Origin of the sequence: Xanthobacter autotrophicus, from assembly GCF_005871085.1 — a bacterium.
GTDB classification, from domain to species: Bacteria; Pseudomonadota; Alphaproteobacteria; order Rhizobiales; family Xanthobacteraceae; genus Xanthobacter; species Xanthobacter autotrophicus.
Genome location: NZ_VAUP01000041.1, coordinates 218,247 through 235,545, shown reverse-complemented (window position 1 = coordinate 235,545; position 17,299 = coordinate 218,247). Strand labels below are relative to the sequence as shown.

The 17,299-nt window shown below is 68.2% G+C and carries 19 protein-coding genes; 3 read left to right on the top strand and 16 right to left on the bottom strand.

Annotated features, from left to right (window positions below):
- Positions 1–76: 76 nt before the first annotated feature.
- Positions 77–1,384 (bottom strand): lipopolysaccharide biosynthesis protein, encoded by a 1,308-nt coding sequence (locus tag FBQ73_RS21640; RefSeq protein ID WP_138401547.1) that lies wholly within the window; start codon positions 1,382–1,384, stop codon positions 77–79.
- 523 nt (positions 1,385–1,907) lie between these two features.
- Here FBQ73_RS21640 and FBQ73_RS21635 point away from each other — a divergent pair.
- Entirely contained in the window at positions 1,908–2,291 is a 384-nt protein-coding gene (locus FBQ73_RS21635) for a hypothetical protein (protein WP_138401546.1), read from the top strand.
- A gap of 22 nt (positions 2,292–2,313) precedes the next feature.
- On the opposite strand, the gene FBQ73_RS21630 is transcribed toward FBQ73_RS21635, so the two are convergent.
- From FBQ73_RS21630 to FBQ73_RS21605, 6 genes are all read right to left on the bottom strand, one after another.
- Positions 2,314–2,562, bottom strand: a complete 249-nt coding sequence (locus tag FBQ73_RS21630) for a hypothetical protein (RefSeq protein ID WP_138401545.1) — start codon at positions 2,560–2,562, stop codon at positions 2,314–2,316.
- A gap of 192 nt (positions 2,563–2,754) precedes the next feature.
- Positions 2,755–3,540 carry a succinate dehydrogenase iron-sulfur subunit gene (locus FBQ73_RS21625; protein ID WP_138401544.1) on the bottom strand — a complete coding sequence of 262 codons (786 nt, stop codon included), beginning with the start codon at positions 3,538–3,540 and terminating at the stop codon, positions 2,755–2,757.
- 105 nt (positions 3,541–3,645) lie between these two features.
- Positions 3,646–5,481 carry a succinate dehydrogenase flavoprotein subunit gene (gene sdhA, locus FBQ73_RS21620; protein ID WP_138401543.1) on the bottom strand — a complete coding sequence of 612 codons (1,836 nt, stop codon included), beginning with the start codon at positions 5,479–5,481 and terminating at the stop codon, positions 3,646–3,648.
- Position 5,482: 1 nt separating this feature from the next.
- Positions 5,483–5,890, bottom strand: a complete 408-nt coding sequence (gene sdhD, locus FBQ73_RS21615) for a succinate dehydrogenase, hydrophobic membrane anchor protein (RefSeq protein WP_138401542.1) — start codon at positions 5,888–5,890, stop codon at positions 5,483–5,485.
- Between the two features lie 10 nt (positions 5,891–5,900).
- Positions 5,901–6,302, bottom strand: coding sequence for a succinate dehydrogenase, cytochrome b556 subunit (sdhC, locus tag FBQ73_RS21610; protein WP_138401541.1), 402 nt, complete (start codon positions 6,300–6,302; stop codon positions 5,901–5,903).
- 257 nt (positions 6,303–6,559) lie between these two features.
- Positions 6,560–7,249 (bottom strand): OmpW/AlkL family protein, encoded by a 690-nt coding sequence (locus tag FBQ73_RS21605; protein ID WP_170219006.1) that lies wholly within the window; start codon positions 7,247–7,249, stop codon positions 6,560–6,562.
- 336 nt (positions 7,250–7,585) lie between these two features.
- Between FBQ73_RS21605 and FBQ73_RS21600 the strand changes: the two genes are divergently transcribed.
- The gene (locus FBQ73_RS21600) at positions 7,586–8,671 is read left to right on the top strand and encodes an alpha/beta hydrolase family esterase (protein ID WP_170219005.1); all 1,086 of its coding nucleotides are present in this window, start codon (positions 7,586–7,588) and stop codon (positions 8,669–8,671) included.
- Here the strand turns inward: FBQ73_RS21600 and FBQ73_RS21595 are convergent.
- Positions 8,647–9,708, bottom strand: a complete 1,062-nt coding sequence (locus tag FBQ73_RS21595) for a MaoC family dehydratase (protein ID WP_138401539.1) — start codon at positions 9,706–9,708, stop codon at positions 8,647–8,649. The genes FBQ73_RS21600 and FBQ73_RS21595 overlap by 25 nt on opposite strands.
- Positions 9,709–9,868: 160 nt before the next feature.
- On the opposite strand from FBQ73_RS21595, the gene FBQ73_RS21590 reads away from it, so the two are divergent.
- On the top strand, positions 9,869–10,777 hold the full coding sequence (locus FBQ73_RS21590; RefSeq protein WP_170219004.1) for a cation diffusion facilitator family transporter: 909 nt from the start codon (positions 9,869–9,871) through the stop codon (positions 10,775–10,777).
- A gap of 89 nt (positions 10,778–10,866) precedes the next feature.
- Here FBQ73_RS21590 and FBQ73_RS21585 read toward each other — a convergent pair whose 3' ends face one another.
- The 8 genes from FBQ73_RS21585 to FBQ73_RS21550 form a co-directional block, all read right to left on the bottom strand.
- Positions 10,867–11,070, bottom strand: a complete 204-nt coding sequence (locus FBQ73_RS21585) for a DUF1737 domain-containing protein (RefSeq protein ID WP_138401537.1) — start codon at positions 11,068–11,070, stop codon at positions 10,867–10,869.
- 32 nt (positions 11,071–11,102) lie between these two features.
- On the bottom strand, positions 11,103–11,795 hold the full coding sequence (locus FBQ73_RS21580) for a DJ-1/PfpI family protein (protein WP_138401536.1): 693 nt from the start codon (positions 11,793–11,795) through the stop codon (positions 11,103–11,105).
- A gap of 26 nt (positions 11,796–11,821) precedes the next feature.
- On the bottom strand, positions 11,822–12,724 hold the full coding sequence (locus FBQ73_RS21575; RefSeq protein WP_012113997.1) for an HpcH/HpaI aldolase/citrate lyase family protein: 903 nt from the start codon (positions 12,722–12,724) through the stop codon (positions 11,822–11,824).
- A 158-nt stretch (positions 12,725–12,882) separates the two neighbouring features.
- Positions 12,883–14,169, bottom strand: a complete 1,287-nt coding sequence (locus FBQ73_RS21570; protein WP_138401535.1) for an SGNH/GDSL hydrolase family protein — start codon at positions 14,167–14,169, stop codon at positions 12,883–12,885.
- Positions 14,170–14,673: 504 nt separating this feature from the next.
- Positions 14,674–15,165 (bottom strand): F0F1 ATP synthase subunit B family protein, encoded by a 492-nt coding sequence (locus FBQ73_RS21565; RefSeq protein WP_210236857.1) that lies wholly within the window; start codon positions 15,163–15,165, stop codon positions 14,674–14,676.
- A 158-nt stretch (positions 15,166–15,323) separates the two neighbouring features.
- Positions 15,324–15,944, bottom strand: a complete 621-nt coding sequence (locus FBQ73_RS21560) for a F0F1 ATP synthase subunit B (RefSeq protein WP_138401578.1) — start codon at positions 15,942–15,944, stop codon at positions 15,324–15,326.
- A gap of 185 nt (positions 15,945–16,129) precedes the next feature.
- Positions 16,130–16,357 carry a F0F1 ATP synthase subunit C gene (locus tag FBQ73_RS21555; protein WP_138401534.1) on the bottom strand — a complete coding sequence of 76 codons (228 nt, stop codon included), beginning with the start codon at positions 16,355–16,357 and terminating at the stop codon, positions 16,130–16,132.
- 54 nt (positions 16,358–16,411) lie between these two features.
- Positions 16,412–17,164, bottom strand: coding sequence for a F0F1 ATP synthase subunit A (locus FBQ73_RS21550; RefSeq protein WP_138401533.1), 753 nt, complete (start codon positions 17,162–17,164; stop codon positions 16,412–16,414).
- Positions 17,165–17,299: the final 135 nt, after the last annotated feature.

The window sequence follows — 17,299 nt, the reverse complement described above, 5'->3', positions numbered from 1 at the left end:
CACCCTGCAACGCCGCGCTTACTTTACCGTTAAGAGAGGGTTGCGTCCGGCGTGAGGCGCGACCGGTCTGGATGGATCAGAACGCCTGCGGCATCAGCCGGCGCACCATGAGGCTGGCGCCGATGGCGAGCTGGGCTGCGAACACCGCCGTGGCAATGGCCGCCCCGATCATGCCGAAGGGCGGGATGAGCAGCACGCACAGGGCGCCGCAGACCACGGTCTGCGCCAGCGTGAGCCAGCGCAGCACGCTGCCGTGGCCGGCCATGGCCAGCACGATCTCTTGGCACGGCAGCAGGCAATAGACCAACTGGCCGACGCCGAGGATGACCAGCGCCGTGGCCGCGATCTCGAACCCCGGTCCCACCAGATGCAGCACCTGCGCCGGGGCCAGCACCATCACCGCCACCACGGGGGTGCCGAAGACCGCCACCGCGAGCCGCACCCGCCGGTTGAGCTGGCGCAGCTCGGTCCACTGTCCCTGCCGGTGCCGGGCGGCAAACGAGGGGGCGGCGACGCTGCCGATGGAGGTGCTGACCACCCACACCAGCATGGAGATGCGGTTCGCCACGCTGAACGCGCCCACCTGGGCGGGCAGGCCGAAGGTGGCGAGCAGCAGCACCGGCAGGGACGGCAAAAGGATCTGCACGATCTCCACCACCGAGAGAGGCGCGGCGGTGCGCCACAGGGCGGGCAAAGGTGCTGCGCCCGGCGCGCCCGGCGGCGTATCCGTGTGGGTGTCCACGAAGCGATGGCGCTCGCGGAAGAGCAGCACCGCGCCCACCACCGTGGCCGCCACATTGGCCCCGGCGAGGGCATAGAGCAGACCGTCGAGGGAGGTGACGCCCGCCACCACCGCCGCCAGCGTCAGCACCGGCCACAGGCCGTTCTGCACCAATTGCCCCGCCGCGCCCTTGTGGAGGCCGAGCAGTGCGTTGCCGATGAAATAGCAGGCGGCCTGGGGCAGGATGACGAAGGTGGAGAGCAGCAGCGGGCGGGCGGCCTCGGGGTCGCGGAACACATAGTCCGCCAGTGGCTGGGCGAAGGCGGCGGTGAGCGCCGTGACGGCAAGACCGAGGCCCAGCACCGCGCCAAGGCCGACAAGGAAGGCATGCCCTGCCGCCCGGCCCTTGCCCACGGCCAGCTCGGCGGCCAGATGGCGCACCACCGCCCGCTCGAACCCGCCCCGCGACACCGTGGCCAGCACCCCCACCACCGTGAGGCAGAGGAAGAAATAGCCCGAATCATGCACCCCGAGCGCCCTTGCCCCGAGCATGTAGAGCCCGAGCTTGCCCACGAGTTCGAGGCCGCGGGCCATCATGGCGCCGGCATAGGTGCCATAGGTCCGCACAAGGGTGACGAAGGAGGGGGACGGCGTCGCGGTCACGGCTGTGTCCGGCCGGCGGCGATGGCGCGCCGCGCGTCAGGCGGATAGGTCCGGGTGAACCCGGCTCGGGATGGTTTCGTGATCATGCCGGCCTTGCTCACCCCTGTTCCCCGTCCGTGGCCTTGATCTGGAGCATGTTGGCGCGAAATGCACGCCGGCTCGGGTGACGAACGTGCGATGAAGGGAGAGATAGAGCATGTCCGATGAACTGGCGTGAACGGAAAATACGCGCGCGGCGCTCTACACTGCGGCCGGCGCCTTCGTGCCGGACGGGGCTTGGCGCAGACTGGGATTGCCCAACGCCGGGTCCGGCTCTCCCAAGGGCGCCATAATGCCCGCGGGCGGCGGAGGAAAGCGGCCGGGCCGGGATTGGTGATCGTGGTGCAGCAGGGGAACGGGGCCTGGAATGGTCGTGGGGATCAGGATGGGGACAGGGCGCGCGCGGCGCACGCAGCGGCGCGCGGCAGGTCGGCGGGACCCGGTGCGCGGGCTTGCGTGGCAGGCGATCGTGACGCAGGCGCTGATGATGCTGACGCTTGTGACCGCGCTGGTCGGAGCCGGTGGGGCCATCGCCCAGCAAGCCCCCATGCAGAGCCTTGAGGGCCTACCGGCGCGCCCGCCCGTCAATCCGGACGTGGACCCCTATCCGTTCGATCCGTTCCTCTCGCTGCGCAGCTACCTCAGGCAGCGCCTGCCGGCGGGCTGGTGGGCGCGCGACCCGTCCTATGAGGCCGGCGCCTTCGTGGTGGTGGTGCATATTCCCGAAAGCTGGCGGGGCAACCCCACTTCGGCCATGCTGCGCCTGTGCCCGGAACCGTCGAGCACGCTGTGGGAGCGCATCCAGGTGGTGGAGCTGCGGCCGTTCTATCGCCAGGCCCCGTGGCCTGCGGCCACCTGTCGGCGCTGACGCCAGCGCGGCGCTGCAAGCTTCAGACTTCGTCGCGCAGGGAACGGTGGATGTGGATCGGCGCGGCCGGCGCCAGATGGCGGCCGGAGTTGCGTTCCAGCCCGATCAGGGCGGCGATGGCCACGAAGCCGAAGAACACGATGCTGCTGGCGGTGGTCAGCGTGAGCACGGCGCTGCCGAGGATCACGAACGCCTCCGAGGGACGGGCGATCAGAACCACGAGGAATACAAGGCCGAGGATCGCCGGCACAAGAACGCGAATGACTGACATCTCGCCTCCTCCGGCACTCTCAAGGTTGACGATAGATTTTTAACACGGAATGCGCGGGGTTGAGAAGCACCGTGCGCCCGGGCCGGAAACGGGGCGCCGCCGGCCCTCTTGCGAGGCGCCGGCCAAGCAAAAGGCCGCCACGCCAAGGGCGGGCGGCCTTTTGAAAAGGCGTGATCCGGGAAGGACCTGCCGTCAGATCTGGCGCTCGACCATCATCTTCTTGATTTCGGCGATGGCCTTGGCCGGGTTGAGGCTCTTCGGGCACGCCTGGGCGCAGTTCATGATGGTGTGGCAGCGATACAGCCGGAAGGGGTCTTCCAGATAATCGAGCCGGGAGCCGGTGCGCTCGTCGCGGCTGTCCTTCAGCCAGCGGGTGGCCTGGAGCAGGGCCGCCGGGCCGAGGTAGCGGTCGCCGTTCCACCAGTAGCTCGGGCAGGAGGTGGAGCAGCAGGCGCACAGGATGCATTCGTAGAGGCCGTCCAGCTTCTCGCGGTCGTCCTTGGCCTGGCGCCACTCCTTCTCGGGGGGCGGGCTGTCGGTCTGCAGCCACGGCTCGATGGAGGCGTGCTGGGCGTAGAAATGGGTGAGGTCCGGCACCAGATCCTTCACCACCGGCATGTGCGGCAGCGGATAGATGTTGACCACGCCCTTCACCAGCACCTCGTCCATGCCCTTGGTGCAGGCCAGCGTGTTGGTGCCGCCGATGTTCATGGCGCACGAGCCGCACACGCCCTCGCGGCAGGAGCGGCGGAAGGTGAGGGTCGGATCGACGGTGTTCTTGATCCAGATCAGGCCGTCGAGAACCATGGGCCCGCAATCCTCGCGGTCGACATAATAGGTGTCGATGCGCGGATTGCGGCCATCGTCCGGGTTCCAGCGATAGACGCGGAACTCGGTCAGCTTCTTGGCGCCCTGCGGCTTCGGCCACACCTTGCCGGGCGTGATCTGGGAGTTCTTCGGGAGGGTGAGCTCAACCATGGGACGTCCTGGAACGCTGGAGCGGTAACCGCCCGCAGGATTTCTGGCCATGGCCGCGCGCGGTGGGCTTTTCCGCCCTCGCCGCGCGCGGTCGCGATGACACGATCAGTACACGCGCTTTTTGGGCTCGATGTACTGGATGTCGTTGGACAGCGTGTAGGTGTGCACCGGCCGGTCCTCGAGCCGCACATCGCCGGATGCGGTATCGAAGTAGGCAAGCGTGTGCTTCATCCAGTTCACGTCGTCGCGGTCCGGGAAGTCCTCGCGCGCGTGGCCGCCACGGCTTTCCTGGCGGGCGTTGGCGCCCTCCATGGTGACGATGGCCTGGGCGATGAGGTTTTCGAACTCCAGCGTTTCCACCAGGTCCGAATTCCACACCAGCGAACGGTCGGTGACGCCGATGTCGCTGGCGCCCTTGTAGACGTCGTGGATCAGCTTGCAGCCTTCCTCCAGCACCTCGCCGGTGCGGAAGACGGCGCAGTTGCTCTGCATCACCTTCTGCATGGCGAGCCGCAGCTCGGCAGTGGGCGTGCCGCCGGAGGCGTAACGGGCCGCGTCAAGGCGGGAGAGCGCGAGGTCCGCGCTGCCGACCGGCAGTTCGCGGTGCTTCTCGCCGGGCTTCACCAGCTCGGCGGCGCGCAGGCCGGCCGCGCGGCCGAACACCACGAGGTCGATGAGCGAATTGGAGCCGAGGCGGTTGGCGCCGTGCACCGAGACGCAGGCGGCCTCGCCGATGGCCATCAGGCCCGGCACCACGGTGTCGGGATCGCCCTTCCGCTTGTCCAGCACCTCGCCGTAATAGTTCGTCGGGATGCCGCCCATGTTGTAGTGCACGGTCGGGATCACCGGGATCGGCTCACGCGTCAGGTCCACGCCAGCGAAGATCTTCGCGCTCTCCGAGATGCCGGGCAGGCGCTCGTGGAGGATGGCGGGGTCCAGGTGGTCGAGGTGCAGGAAGATGTGGTCCTTGTTCTTGCCGACGCCGCGGCCCTCGCGGATCTCCATGGTCATGGAGCGGGAGACCACGTCCCGGGAGGCAAGGTCCTTGGCCGAGGGGGCGTAGCGCTCCATGAAGCGCTCGCCCTCGGAATTGGTCAGGTAGCCGCCCTCGCCACGGGCGCCCTCGGTGATGAGGCAGCCCGAGCCGTAGATGCCGGTGGGATGGAACTGCACGAATTCCATGTCCTGCAGCGGCAGGCCGGCGCGCAGCACCATTCCGCCGCCGTCGCCGGTGCAGGTATGGGCGGAGGTGGCGGAGAAGTAGGCGCGGCCATAGCCGCCGGTGGCGAGCACGGTGAGGTGCGCGCGGAAGCGGTGGATGGTGCCGTCGTCGAGCTTGATGGCGATGACGCCCCGGCAGCGGCCGTCCTCATCCATGATGAGGTCGATGGCGAAATATTCGACGAAGAATTCGGCGTGGTGCTTCAGCGCGGCGCCATAGAGCGTATGCAGCATGGCATGGCCGGTGCGGTCCGCCGCGGCGCAGGTGCGCTGGGCGGTGCCCTTGCCGTAGTGGGTGGTCATGCCGCCGAACGGACGCTGGTAGATCTTGCCGTCCTCGGTGCGGGAGAAGGGCACGCCCCAGTGCTCCAGCTCGTAGACGGCGGCCGGCGCGTTGCGCACCATGTATTCGATGGCGTCCTGGTCGCCCAGCCAGTCCGACCCCTTCACGGTGTCGTACATGTGCCATTCCCACTTGTCCTCGCCCATGTTGGCGAGGGAGGCGGCGACGCCGCCCTGGGCGGCCACCGTGTGGGAGCGGGTGGGGAACACCTTGGTGATGCAGGCGGTGCGCAGGCCGGCTTCCGAGCAGCCTACCACGGCGCGCAGGCCGGCGCCGCCGGCGCCCACCACGAGCACGTCGTAGGTGTGGTCCTCGATGGGGTAGGCAGAGCCGTTGAAGCCGGGCGCGGCGGTCCCGTTGGTTGCGGTGTCGGCCATGTCAGCCTCCCATGCTGATCTTGAGCACGGCGAAGGCGCCGGCGAGGGCAATGGCGATGCTGAAGAAGGTGTTGGCCACGATGAGCAGCACCTTGAGGGACTCGGTGTGAATGTAGTCCTCGATCACCACCTGCATGCCGATGCGCATGTGCGTGGTGACCGAAAGCAGCGTCAGCAGGAGAACCACTGCCACGAACGGGCTGCCGAGGGTGGCGCGCGTCGCCGCGTAGCTGGAGCCGGCGAGGCTGATGACGATCGCGATGAAGGCGATCATCAGGATCAGGTTGGCGAGGCCGGTGACGCGCTGCTTGAAGAAGTGGTCGGTTCCGGAGTGGGCGGAGCCCAGGCCTCGTACGCGGCCGAGGGCCGTGCGCATGGGGGTGTGTCCTGAGGACGGGGTGGTGCTCATGTGATCCTCCTCAGCCCTTCACGGCCAGGCCGACGACCCAGAGGATCACGGTCAGCGCCACAGAGGCGGCCAGGCTGGCCTTGGCGAGGAGCACGCGCTCCTGCGGGCCGAAGCCATGGATGAAATCCCAGATGAAGTGGCGCACGCCGCCGAGGGCGTGGTGCAGCAGCGCCCAGGTGTAGCCGAACAGCACGATGAGCCCGATGGGCGAGCCCGCTACCGAGCGGAAGCTCTCGAAGGCCGAGGGGGAGGCGGCGGCGGCGAGCAGCCACCAGACCAGGATCACGGTCCCGAAATAGAGCCCGACGCCGGTGATGCGATGCACAATGGACATCACCATCGTGAACAGCGGACGGTAGATCTGTAGGTGGGGCGAAAGGGGGCGATCAATACGCTGAGGGCTGTCGGCCATGGGGCCTCCTCCAAAAAATCGACCGATCAGGTATCTCAATCGTCGTCACTTCGCAACGATTCCAAAGCACCTTGGCGGGGCTTTAAAACCGGATACGTCGCGTACCGCAATTGGATGATCGTTGCATGCCGCGTTCGCGTCGCGGCGGATTGCTGCGCTGCCAACGGTCCGGGCTCAGGACGGGCCCGGCAGCGGGCGAAAAAAAAACAGCGCCGGAGGACCGGCGCTGTTCTTAAGGTCAGGTCTGAAAGGACCGATCAGAAGCGGTAGGTGATGCCCGTACCGAAGATCCAGGGGTTCAGGTCGGCGCCGCCGGTGAGGTAGCTGCCGCCGACGGTCTGCAGGGTGAAGGTGGGCTCCAGGAAGAGCTTCTTCACGTCGACGTTGATGCCCCAGTGACGGTCGATCATCCAGTCGAAGCCGGCCTGGAGCGCGAGGCCCCAGGTGTCATGCACGTCGACGCTGGCGAACGCCGGGTTGGTGGCGTCCTGGCTGAAGAACACGGTGTAGTTCACGCCGGCACCGATATAGGGCTTGAAGGGCCCGAAGTCGGTGAAGTGGTACTGCAGGGTGAGGGTCGGCGGCAGCAGCCACACCTTGCCCACCTGGCCGAGGCTGGAGATGGTGCCCGAGCCGTTGATGTCGTGCGGGGTGACGCCGAGGATGAGTTCGGCCGCGATGTTCTTGGTGAAGTAATAGGTGATGTCGAGTTCAGGCACCACCGCGTCGGAATAGGTGAGGTCGGAGCCGAGGATGCCGTTCACCGAGCCGCCGTTTTCCGGCATCACATAGAGGCCGCGAACGCGGATCTGCCAGGGGCTGAGGGGCGCCTCGACCACCGGGGCCGCCTTGTAGGCCGGCGTCGACAGGTCCGCAGCAGACGCGCCGCCAACCGAAAAGGCGGCGATGCCCGCCGCAAGAATAGCACCCAGACCGAACTTCTTCATTGCCCCGCTCCCGCGAACTTGATTCAACAAACCATAGGGCAACACTTCACTCCGCCGATCCTCCAAAAGTTTGATTTATGTCAATTCTGAGCCTATCGGGGCAGAAGTGTGGCGCGGCGGCCACAGACCCGCCCCCCGCCTGCCGCATTTTCCGGGCATGGCTCAGGCCTAGGCATCAGGTTCGGTCCCGCTGCTGATTCCTCTTTTTCGTGAATGGCTTCTTCGCTCATGTCCTGTTCTGCCGCGGCCCCGCCGCGCCCCCCGGCGGGCGGTCGCTCGACCTTGACCCAGCGTCAATCGCGCCAAGGTCGCGTCCGGCACGGGATCTGCCAGATCATGGGTGTTCTTGCGCTGTTCGGGGCGGTGTTCACGATTCCCCCCGCGGTGGCGGATGGCGTGCGGGACCTGCGGCTTTCGGTGAACGGCGAGGACCGGCGCTATGTGGTGGTCACGCCCGAGGGCGTCAGCGGGCCGGTGCCCGTGGTGATCGCGCTCCATGGCGCGGCGCAGACGCCGGAGAGTTTCCGCGCCTATTTCGGGCTTGATGCGGCGGCCGCGGCCCACGGCTTCGTCGCGGTGTATCCGGAAGGCGAGGGCCGGGTGTGGAACGACGGCCGGCCCGCCGCCATGCGCCTCAAGATGGTGCTGAGGCCCGGCGACGACGTGGCCTTCCTGGTGGCGCTCGCCCGCAGCCTGGCGGAGCAGGGCATCGCCGATCCGGCGCGCATCTATCTCACCGGCATTTCCAACGGCGGCTTCATGGTGCAGCGCATGGCCTGCGAACATGCCGAGCTGTTCGCCGCCTATTCGTCCATCATGGCCACGGCGCCGGCGAATTATCGCGAGGAGTGCAAGCCCGACCGGCCGGTCCCCATCCAGTTCATCCACGGCACGGCGGATTCCGTCATCGCCTATTCCGGCTTCTGGACCCCGGTGGGGGCGACCCTGTCGGCGCCCGAGAGCGCGCGCCTGTTCGCCCGCATCAACGGGTGCGGCGCCTCGACCCAGCGCGAGCTGCCCCATCTCGACCTGACCGACGTCACCGCCGCGACGCTGCGGCGCTGGGACAATTGCCGCGACGGGTCGGCGGTGGAACTGATCAGCATCGAACGCGGTGGCCACCAGCCGCCGGCGCGGGTGGACACCAAGCCGGACCTCGCCACGCCCTTCCTCGGCCTGCGCGGCCGCGACGTGGATTCGGGTGAGGAGATCTGGCGCTTCATGTCCGCTTTCGGCGGCACCGGCGCAGTCCCGCCGCGCCTTGGCGCGGTCACTCCTGCGTCGCGGCCCGGGGCGGTTGCCGCCCCGTCGCGGCCGGTCGCGGTGCCATTGCCGCCGCAGTCCCCGCTGCGGGGGAACCGCACGGACGCCGTGGTGCGCCCGGCGGCGTCCGCAGATCAGCGCGGGATCAGCGCCCAGTAGTCGAGGTCGAGGATCACGCTCGGGTCATAGTCCTCGCCGGTCTCGGTGGCGACCTTGGCGGGGAAGTCGCCGGTAAGGCGGTCCTTGGTGGCGATGGTGCGCAGGCGCAGCGCGCCCACGTCCTCGCGGCCTGGCAGGGGCTGGGCGTCGAGCACCTCGGTCCAGGCGTGCACGGTGAGGCCCGCGAACAGCGGCGCCACATGGCGCCCGCCGTTGATGGCGGCCACGTGGAACACGTTGGCGAGACCGTTGAAGGACAGCGCGCGGGCGATCGAGATGACGTGCCCGCCATAGATCAGCCGCCGGCCAAACCGGCCCTGGCCCTCGGTGAACTGGTTGAAATGCACCTTCGCGGTGTTCTGGTAGAGGCGGGTGGCGATCATGTGCTCCGCCTCCTCCACCGTCATGCCGTCCACATGGTCGATGCGCTCGCCCACCTGATAATCGGCGAAGCGCGCCTCCGAGCCGGCGAGGTCGTTGCGCCATCCCTCGATGTCGAGCAGCGGCACGGCGCCGCCCAAAGCGTCGGGGGCCAGCGCCGCCGGCAGCTTGGGCACCACGGTCTCGGGGGCGGGGCGGGAGGTGTCGGCCTTGCGCACCATCACCCAGCGCACATAGTCCAGCACCTCGGTGCCGTCCTGGTTGAAGCCCACCGAGCGCACATAGACGACGCCGCTCTGGCCGTTGGAATTTTCCCTGAGGCCGATCACTTCCGACACGGCGGTGAGGGTGTCGCCGGGATAGACCGGGGCGAGGAAGCGTCCGCCGGCATAACCGAGATTGGCCACCGCGTTCAGGGAGATGTCTGGCACCGTCTTACCGAACACCACGTGGAAGACCAGCAGGTCGTCGACCGGGGCGCGCGGATAGCCGATGGCCTGCGCGAAGCTGTCGGCCGACTGTACGGCGAAGCGGGTGCCATAAAGAGCGCTGTAAAGGCTCACGTCGCCGACCGTGACGGTGCGCGGCGTCGCGTGGCGGATCACCTGGCCGACGCTGAAGTCCTCGAAGAAATTGCCCCGGTTGGTCTTGCTCATCTTCATCCCCCCGTGTCCCGCCATGTTGCAGAGCGGCGCGGTGCGACGCAACAGCCGAGCCGATCGTGGTCGGCGCCGAGCGCTTGACGCGGCCCGCGTGATGGTCCTCATGGGGGTAAGGCGCTGTGGGCGGCGCCGCCATTCGACAAAGGGGGCAAGGGTGTCGGGTTCGGCGAGCCAGAAATTGTCGTTCCAGGCCATGATCTTCACGGCCTGCCTGTTTCCCTTCTACATTCTCGCTGCGACGCTCACCAATTCGGCGGCGATCCTGACCGACCTGTTGGCGACGTCCTTCGACCTCACCGCACTCACCGCCTGCTGGCTGGTGCTGCGGATCGCCCACAATTCCCATTCGGGCAAATATGCCTACGGCCTCGGCAAGCTGGAAAACCTCGCCGAGCTGATGATCGCCCTGCTGCAGACCGTGCTGGTCTTCATCGCCGGCTCCAATGCCATCATGCGCATCATCCATCCCGAAGGGGTGAGCGGGGCGGAACTGGGCCTGTTCGTGACCGCCGCAGCGGTGATCGGCAACGCGATCTTGAACCGCAAGGCCACGCGCCTCGCCCATGAGACGCGCTCGCCGGTGCTGGCGGCGCAGGCACGGGTGCATCTGGTCTCGGCTACCGCCTCGGGCTCGGTGTTTGTCGTCACGGTGGTGCTGTCGATCTTCAACGACGTCACCTGGATGTATTATCTCGATCCGGCTGCGTCGTTCGTGGTCATCGGCTTCATGATCTACAACATCTTCGCCATGCTCTCGAATTCGGTGGCCTCGCTGCTCGACCAGGCCATCGACGAGGCGGGGCAACTGCGCATCCTCAAGGTGCTCACCAGCCATTTCGACGATTTCGACGAACTCGGGGACATCCGCACCCGGCAGTTCGGCGGAAAGATGTTCGTGGAACTGCACCTCGGCTTCGAGGCCGACTGGACGGTTGCGAAGACGCGGGCCGTCGTCGCCCGGCTCACCGAAGCGGTGAAGCAGGAGTTCAGGCAGGCGGGCGACGAGGTGGACGTGGCCGTGGTGCTCATCCCCGCCCACGGGCTGGCGGTGGAAGCTGCCTGACCTCGAGGTCCGGGGCGGGCGCGGGCCGAGGCTCCCCTCCCTGGGGGCGAGCCCGAGTGCGCACGCCCGCGCGCCAATGCATCAGCCCATCAGTGCTCGGACAGCACCACGTCGTCGGACCACTCGCCCTCCACCTCCTTGATGATGGCCTGGCCGCAGATGACGCGGCCCTGCACCGTATCGAAGGTCAGGGTCGGAGCGCCGTGAAGTTGCCAGCCTTTGTTCAGGGCGGCGGAGACACGCTTGCAGAAGGCCGCATCGTCGGGGCCGGTGAGGTAGCGGTAGAGCTTCATGGGTCTTGTCCTGGGACGAAGGGCGGGGCGCGTCAGAGCCGTGCGCCGGCGCGGCGGGCGGCTTCCACGCGTTTCTCCTGGAAGGCGCGGGTGTTTTCGCGCACCTCGGCGACGAGGCGGGGGTCCTCCTTGTCGCGGGGCGGGAAGGCGGGCGCCGGCTGGTATTCGATGGCGAGGGCGATGCGACGCGCCTCGTCCTCGCCGGCGATCTCGGCGGCCAGAGCCAGCGCCAGGTCGATGCCGGAGGAGACACCCGCTCCGGTGAAGCGATTGCGATCCACCACCACCCGCTCTTCCACCGGAATGGCGCCGAGCAGGGCCAACTGGTCCAGCGACAGCCAGTGGCTGGTGGCGCGATAGCCGGTGAGCAGCCCGGCGGCACCGAGAATCAGCGAGCCGGTGCAAACCGAGGTGACGTAGCGCGCCTGAACCGCCATGCGGCGCAGGAAATCAAGCGTCGGCCCGTGATCCATCAACTCCAGCTGGCCGGGGCCGCCGGGGACGAACAGCAGTTCGCAGCCGGCGACCTCGTTAAAGGTGGAATTGGCCGTGATGGCGAGGCCCGCCACATCCACCACCGGCCGCCTGCAGCTCTCGGCCACGATCTCCAGCCGCGCGCCGGGCAGGCGCGCGAACACCTCGAACGGGCCGGTGAGGTCGAGCTGGGTCATGCGCGGATAGGCGAGCATGACAATGCGGAACGGGGCCGTGGCGGGCTGGGACATGATGCTCGGACCTCGTGCTGTTGGCCTCAGGCGCGGGCGGCGATGGCGTCGGCGAGGGCCACCGTGCGCTTGGCCATCTCGGCGTGCAGCAGCTCCACCATGCGCCCGTCGAGGGTGATGACGCCCTTGCCTGCATTCTCCGGCAGCGCGAAGGCGGCGATGATGGCGCGGGCGCGGGCCACCTCCGCCTCGGGCGGCGAGAAGGCGATGTTGCAGGGCTCGATCTGGCTCGGATGGATCAAGGTCTTGCCATCCATGCCGAATTCCACCGCCTGGGCGGATTCGGCCTTGAAGCCGTCGAGGTCCTGGAACTGGTTCCACACCCCGTCGAGCACGTCCACCCCATAGACCCTTGCTGCGGCCACCACCAGGCTCAGCCAGCCCACCATGGGCGCTCGGCCGGGTACCAGGGCCGCCCGCGTCTCCTTGGCGAGGTCATTGGTGCCGAGCACGAACACCGTGAGCCGCGTCAGCGGGTCCTGAGCCGCCTGGGCGATGGCCTTGATGTCGAGTATGGCGAGGGGCGTCTCGATCATGGCCCAGACCCGCGTGGTCTGCGGCACCTTCAGCGCCTCCAGCCGGCGGCCCACCGTGACCAGTTGTTCCACGGTCTGCACCTTGGGCACCAGGATGGCGTCGGGCGCGGCGCCGGCGGCGGCTTCCAGGTCGTCCGAGCCCCACGGCGTGTCGAGGCCGTTGATGCGGATCACCACCTCGCGCGGGCCGAAGCCGCCGGCCTTCACCGTGTCCACGATGCGGGCGCGGGCTTCCGCCTTGGCGTCGGGCGCCACCGCGTCCTCAAGGTCCAGGATCACCGCGTCGGCGGGCAGGGTGCGGGCCTTTTCCAGCGCGCGGGCATTGGAGCCCGGCATGTAGAGCACGCTGCGGCGCGGGCGGATGGCAATGGCGGCTCCAGCTTCGGCACCCATGGGGACTCCCTTCGCACATCGATGCGGGTCTTGCCGCACCTTATCGTACCGAATCGGTAAAGCGACGCCTGTGCTTTGAAAAGGGGTTCGGCCGGGCTCCGGCATGCGACCTTGGACGGGCGCGCCGGAGCGCCCGGATCTCGTGCCGGCCAGCGAACCTATCGCGCGGGGGCGGCAGCGGGCTCGCTGCCTGGTGGGGGCCAGGTGAAATCATCGGCCCGGCCGCGCACCGGGGTGGGGGCGATGCCCTCCTTCAGCACCCGGGAGGCCGCCTTGGCGCTGGCCGACACGGCGATGGGGTCCGCGCCCTTCGCGGGGGCCGGCGGGCCGGCGAGGGCGGCAGGGCGCGTGCTGGCGGGGCTGGTGGCGTCGACCGCGGGCTGGGACTTGCCCGATTCCTCCAGCATGCGGTTGATGTCCTTCTGCACGAAGAAGGCGAGCTTGCGCCCGCCGGCGCGGGTGAAGCGAACACCATCATTGAAGCGCAGGCGGCGACGCTGGCCGTCCACCGCCGGGCCGTTGGCGAGATACTTGCCGTCCTCGTCCACGAAGCCGTCCCACACATTGGCGAAGGTGAGGCCCGCCCGTGCCGCGCGGGTGCGCAGCAGTTCGTTGAGCTTGGCGTAATCGTCGGAGAGCGACGTGTTCGCCACCGGTGCGAGGCCGGTGACGATCACCCGCCCGGCCTTGTCGCGCAAAGCGGTCAGCACCTCGTCGACGCGCTTGCCGTAGAGTTCCAGCCAGCGCTCGGTGAGGGGCTGGACCAAGGCGTCGCCGTCCTTGATGGGCTGGAGATCCTCGGACCCGAGCGCCACCACGGTCACCGAGGGGCGCGCGGCGGCGATGGCGTCCGGCGCGCGGGCGATCCAGTCCACCGGCGCGGGCAGATAGCCGCTGTCGTCGGCGGTGTTGTCGATGACGGCGATGCGGGCGCGGTCAGGCGCGTAGGAATCGGCGAGGCCTTGGGCGAGCTGGGTGGCGAGGCGGTCGCCGATCACCAGCACGAACTGGTTGGGCGCGGCGCGCTTGCCCTGAACGGCAGCGTCAGCGGAGCCGTAGACGACGCCTTCCGGCTCGGCGGGGGTGGGGGGCCGCTTGGGCTGCTGCTGCGGGAGCTGCTGGGGCTGTTCATACTGGGGCTGGGGCTGGAACGGCCACCAGCCCGAGTTCTGGCTGGGCCGTTGCGGCCGGGGGGCGGCCTGCGGAACCGAGCCCGGGGGGCGCAGGAAAGAGAAGAAATCGGCCTGTGCAGAGGCCGGCCGCCCGGCGTCCCACGCCAGGGCAAGCCCAAGGGTGAAGAGCGCGACCAGAACGGCGAGGCCGGCGCGCAGCGGGCCGGGGCATCCGGACAGGCGAGCGGCCGTGTGCGAGCCGCTGCGGCGGCATCGGGACTCCGGCCGCCATGCCGGCTGGCCAATGGATGCGATCTGAACCTGACGGCACATGCGCTAGCAATGGACCAGCCCGGCGTCGGTTTCAAGGCGCGGTGCAGCAGTCAGGGCGGGGGTCCGGCCTGCGGGAGCGCGCAAAGCACGTGCTGAAAGGGTGGCGTGTTCCTCAGGCCCGCAGGCGGCGACGCGGGCACATTAGTGGAGCGGGGCAGACCCGACAGGGGGCCGCCGGACCAGGATTCGGCGGAACTCGTGGCTTGGCTACTCGTGCCTTGGGTACTCATGCCTTGGGGGCTGGTGGATTGGCGCCTTTTGGACTTGGATCCCGTGGACTTGGATCTCGTGGACTTGGATCCCGTGGATTCAGCCTCTGTGGATCGGGGCGCTGTGGACTTGAACTCTGTGGAGCCCGTGCCTCATGGAACTGGCTCTGCCAGCCGAGGACGCGCCAGCAGGGCTTGGCGCGTCCGGGCGGTTTGGCGGGACGGCGAGGGGCCCAAACGAAAAGGGCCGCCCGAAGGCGGCCCGCATGTCAGCTCAAAAGAGACCCTGAGGCGCTCAGTTCAGCTTGGTCTTCACTTCGCCGATGGCGTTGGAGATGAGGCGATCGCCCACATCGCCGCGCGCGGCGGAGCCCAAAAGGACCTCGGCGGCCCTGGCGGCGGCGTCGGCGGCGATGGCCTTCACGTCGGCCACGGCCTGAAGCTCGGCCTGGGCGATCTTGTCTTCCGCCATCTTGGTGCGGCGGGTGACGAAATCCTCAAGCTTGGCCTTGGCCTCGGAGGCGAGGCGCTCGGCTTCCGCCTTGGCGGCGGTGACGATGGATTCGGCCTCGGCCTCGGCCTCGCGCTGCTTGCGCTTGAATTCAGCCACCAGCTTCTGGGCCTCTTCCTTGAGGCGGCGGGCCTCCTCAAGCTCGGCGGCGATGCGCTGGCCGCGGCTGTCGAGGGCGGAAGCGATGGTGCGATGGGCGCCCACATAAATCAGGATGCCGACGAAGAGCAGAAAGGCGACGGCGACCCAAAGCTCGGCCAGACTCATCTCGTTCATCGCAGGGTCCTCAGATCCGTCGGCGGCCATAGGGCCGCATCTGCGGGGCAATGCCCCTTACGTGCTGGTCCACCGGAGCGGCGGGGCAACAACCGCGGATTATGCCGCGGCGGAGAATTCGAACGGCCGCGCGATGGCGCGGCCGAAGTGCGGCCCGATCAGGCCGCGTCCTTCTTGACGAGCGCCCCGTCCACGGCCTTTTCCACGTCGGCCTGCGCAGGGCTGGTGCCGATGAGGGTCGAGACGATGGCGTGGGTGGCGTCCACCGCGATGCCCCGCACATGGGTGAGGGCTTCGGTCTTGGTGGAGGCGATGCTCTGTTCCGCGGTCGCAAGCTTGGCGGCGAGCCCGGCTTCGAGCGACTTGCGGTTGGCTTCGGAATCGGCGGCGAGCCGGTTGCGGGTTTCGCCGGCGATGGAATTGGCCTTGGCGCGAGCCTCGGCAAGGGCCTTCTCGTAGGAGGCCTGGGCGGCCTCGCTCTCGGCCTTGTGCTTCGCCGCTTCCTCGAGGTCGTCGGCGATGCGGTCGTGGCGCTCCTCCAGGATGCGGCCGATGCGCGGCAGGGCCACGCGGCTCATCAGGAGGTAGAGGAGGCCGAAGCTCAGGACGAGCCAGAGCAGCTGCGAGGCAAAAGTGGTGGCATCGAAGGGCGGGAAGTGGCTCTTCTTGCCATGCCCGTCTTCCGCATGGCCCGCGGCAGCACCGTGGGCCGCCGCCGGGGCCGCCTCATGGGTGCCCTGGCCTGCGGTTCCGACCGGCGGGGCCGCCTGCGCCACCACGGCCGCCGGAGCGGAAGGGTGATCGCTCGCCGCAAAGAGGGGAGCGCCCCAGAGGGCCGCACCCGTCATCGCCAGCGCGACAGTCATTTTCCACGACTTCATCATGGTTTGCCCGCCTTCGCACCTGACCTTAAGCATCACGGCACCCGGGCGGAACCGCCCGGGAACCTCGTTCGTCCGGGCGATCAGGCCACGAACAGGAGGACGAGGGCGACGACGAGCGCGAAGATGCCGAGACCTTCCGCGAGCGCCGCGCCGATGAACGCGCGGGCGAACTGGCCGTCGGCGGCCGACGGGTTGCGCAGGGCGCCGGCAAGGAAGTTGCCGAAGATGTTACCGACGCCGACGGCGGCGAGACCCATACCGAGGCAGGCGAGACCGGCACCGATGAACTTTCCAGCTGCGGGATCCATGGGACTGCTCCTTGAGAATGTTTTGGATTTAGGGATCGAAGATGCGCCGCCCGGTCAGTGACCGGGGTGGATCGCGTCGTTGAGGTAGATCGAGGTGAGCACCGCGAAGACGTAGGCCTGCAGCATCGCCACCAGAAGCTCGAGGGCGTAGAGCGCCACGATCATGAAGAAGGGCAGTGTCGCGCCGAACCAGCCGACCACGCCCGCCGAGGCCAGGCCCACCACAAAGAAGGCGAACACCTTCAGGGCGATATGGCCCGCCAGCATGTTGGCGAACAGACGCAGCGACAGGCTGATGGGACGCGAGAGGAAGGACACCACCTCGATGATCACCAGGAACGGCAGCAGGAAGGCCGGCACGCCCGACGGCACGAACAGGTGCAGGAAGTGGGTGCCGTGGCGCATGAAGCCGTAGACGATGACCGTGCCGATCACCAGCAGCGCCATGGCGGCGGTGACGATGAGATGGGCTGTGACCGTGAAGGTATAGGGAATGAGCCCCACCACGTTCGCCACCAGCACGAAAGTGAACAGCGAGAACACCAGCGGGAAGAACACCATGCCTTCCGAGCCGGCCGAATCGCGCACCATCTTGGCGATGAACTCGTAGCTCATCTCTGCCGCCGACTGGGCCCGGCCCGGCACCAGGGTGCGGCCGCGGGTGGCGTAAGTGAGGAAGAAGAAGATGATGGCTACGATGCCGAACATGAACAGCGCGGCGTTCGTGAAAGAGAACTGCACGCCGCCGAAATTCAGCAGGTCCACGTAGCGCTTGATCTCGAACTGGTGGATCGGATCGACGGTCATCCGAACGCGCCCCCTGCCAATGCGGCCAAGCCGCTGGAACCAAAGATCACGGCGAGAAGCCGCGACGGCCAAATAGACGAGACGACCGGAACGATCGTCAAATTGCCCAACCGGCACGGGCCGCATGAACGGATC